The sequence below is a fragment of the Mycobacterium sp. genome, assembly GCF_049280035.1.
Classification (GTDB): domain Bacteria; phylum Actinomycetota; class Actinomycetes; order Mycobacteriales; family Mycobacteriaceae; genus Mycobacterium.
In genome coordinates, this window is sequence record NZ_JBAPPI010000484.1 from 1 (window position 1) to 2,583 (window position 2,583).

Annotated in this window: 3 protein-coding genes; 1 reads left to right on the forward strand and 2 read right to left on the reverse strand. The window is 67.2% G+C overall.

Annotated features, from left to right (window positions below; genetic code table 11):
• The coding region (locus tag WAN71_RS15855; RefSeq protein WP_422226242.1) for a serine/threonine-protein kinase at positions 1-848 on the reverse strand (848 nt) is incomplete at its 3' end.
• Positions 845-2,320 (reverse strand): D,D-transpeptidase PbpA, encoded by a 1,476-nt coding sequence (gene pbpA / locus WAN71_RS15860; RefSeq protein ID WP_422226243.1) that lies wholly within the window; start codon positions 2,318-2,320, stop codon positions 845-847. The genes WAN71_RS15855 and pbpA, both read right to left, overlap by 4 nt.
• Positions 2,321-2,418: 98 nt before the next feature.
• Between pbpA and WAN71_RS15865 the strand changes: the two genes are divergently transcribed.
• Positions 2,419-2,583: helix-turn-helix domain-containing protein (locus tag WAN71_RS15865; RefSeq protein WP_422226244.1), on the forward strand; the 165-nt coding region annotated here is incomplete at its 3' end.

Consider the following 2,583-nt stretch of genomic DNA (forward strand, 5'->3'; position numbering starts at 1 on the left):
GGCCGCGGCGGCCGGCGTCCGGCGCGGACGGCGGCGACGGCGTCGGCGAACGGTCCGCCGCTGCGGTAACGCATGCCGGGGTTTTTCACCAGGGTTAGCTCGATCAGCTCGCGCACATTGGGCGGCAGGTCGGACGGCAACGGCGGCGGCGGCTCTTTGATGTGCTTCATCGCCACCGTCAACGCGCCGTCACCGGTGAACGGTCGCTTACCCGAAACCGCCTCGTAGCCAACGACTCCCAGCGAGTAGACATCGCTGGCCGGAGACGCATCGTGGCCGAGGGCCTGCTCGGGGGCGATGTATTGGGCGGTGCCCATCACCATGCCGGTCTGGGTCACCGGAGCAGCGTCGACGGCTTTGGCGATACCGAAGTCGGTGATCTTCACCTGGCCGGTGGGCGTGATCAGAATGTTGCCGGGCTTGACGTCGCGATGCACCAAACCGGCGGCGTGCGCGACTTGCAGCGCCCGCCCGGTCTGCTCGAGCATGTCCAGCGTGTGCCGCAGCGAGAGCCGGCCGCTGCGCTTGAGCACCGAGTTGAGCGGCTCGCCGTTGACCAACTCCATCACCAAGTAGGCGGTGCGGCCCTCGCCGTTCATCTGGGTCTCGCCGTAGTCGTGCACGCTGGCGATCCCGGGATGGTTGAGCATCGCGGTGGTGCGCGCCTCGAAGCGGAACCGCTCAATGAACTCCGAGTCCTGGGAGAACTCCTGCTTGAGCACCTTGACCGCGACGCGCCGCCCCAGCCGGCTGTCCACCGCCTCCCACACCTGGCCCATGCCGCCGGTGGCGATGAGGCGCTGTAACCGGTACCGGCCAGACAGCGTCACACCTACTCGCGGGCTCATGGTCCTCCCTGCAGCGCGGCCTCGATCACGGCCCGCCCGATCGGTGCGGCGAGCGCGCCGCCAGTCGCGGACAACCGGTCGGCGCCATCCTCCACGAGCACCGCAACGGCCACCTTCGGACTCTGTGCGGGCGCGAAGGCGATGTACCACGCGTGAGGTGGCGTGTGGCGCGGGTCGGTGCCGTGCTCAGCGGTGCCAGTCTTGGATGCGATCTGCACGCCGGGGATCGCCCCTTTCTGCTGTGTGACATTCTCGGCGCCGACCATCAACGCTGTTAGCTTAGCGGCGACCTCCGGGGAGACTGCACGGCGCTGTTGGTGCGGCGCGGTGGTGCTGATGTTAGCCAGATCGGGCCCCTGCAGGCTGTTCACCAGATAGGGCTGCATGGTCACACCGGCATTGGCGATGGTAGCGGCAACCACTGCATTCTCCAGCGGGGTCAGCGCGACGTCTTTTTGGCCGATACTCGACATTCCCAGCGCGGCAGCGTCCGGGATCGGGCCTGCGGTGGATTCGGCGACCTGCAGCGGGGTGGGGTCGGGCACGACGTCAAGACCGAAGGACTGGGCAGTGCTGCGCAGCGCGTCGGCGCCGGTGAGCAGTCCCAATTGGACGAACGCGGTGTTGCACGACCGGGCGAATGCCTCACGCAGCGACACGGTTTCCGCGTTGATGCACGGCGCGCCGCCGTAGTTCTCCAGGGTGGCGGTGCTGTCCGGCAGTGGAATTTTGGCCGCCGCGGTGAGTTGCTCGTCTTCGGTGGCGCCGTTCTGTAGAGCGGCCGCGGTGGTGATCACCTTGAACGTCGAACCGGGCGGGTAGGTCTCGGAGATGGCGCGGTTGGTCATCGGGGTATGCGGGTCGTCGCGAAGTTGCTGCCAGGTTTGCGACTGTTGCTCGGGGTCGTGCGAAGCGAGCAGGTTGGGGTCGTAGGACGGCGAGGACACCAGCGCCAGGATTTTGCCGGTCGACGGTTCCAGCGCGACAACGGCGCCCCGGCACCCTCCGTTGCAGCCCTGCTGCATCGCATCCCAACCGGCTTGCTGAATGCGCGGGTTGATGGTGGTGTCCACGTTGCCGCCGCGCGGGTCGCGTCCGGTGAAAAAGTCCGCCAACCGACGACCGAACAGCCGCTGGTCGGATCCGTTGAGCAACGGATCCTCGGCGCGTTCCAGGCCGCTGCTGGAGTAGCGCAACGAATAAAACCCGGTAACCGGGGCGTACACCGCGGCGTTGGGATAGACCCGCAGGAAACGGAAGCGGCTCTCGGTCGCGACCGAATAGGCCAGCAGTTGGCCGTTCGCGGTGATCTGACCCCGCTGGCGGGAGTACTCGTCGAGCAGAACCCGCTGGTTGCGCGGATCGGCCCGCAACCCGTCGGCGGTGAACACCTGCGTGAGTGTGGCGTTGAACAGCAACAGCACGATCGCCGCCATCACGGTCACCGAGATCCGGCGCAGGGATGCGTTCATCGGCTCGTTGCGGCGTGGAAACCCCTAGCTTTAGCCCGGGGATGAAATGCCGCGTCTCCTTTCGGGGGGTTGTCGGTGGTGACGGTTAGGTTGCGGGGGTGTCGCGCTATCGGTTGCTTCCCACTGCCGAGCAGGCGGTGGTCTTGGCCGGGCATTGTCGCCAGGCCCGCTATGTGTGGAACTTGGCGGTCGAGCAGCAACTGCACTGGCAGCCGGGCCGCCGCGCGCCCGGATACAACGAGCAGTGCGTTCAGTTGACCGCG

Coding starts and splice junctions, on each gene's coding strand:
- pbpA (WP_422226243.1), bottom strand. CDS start 2,320: ATGAACGCATCCCTGCGCCGGATCTCGGTGACCGTGATGGCGGCGATC.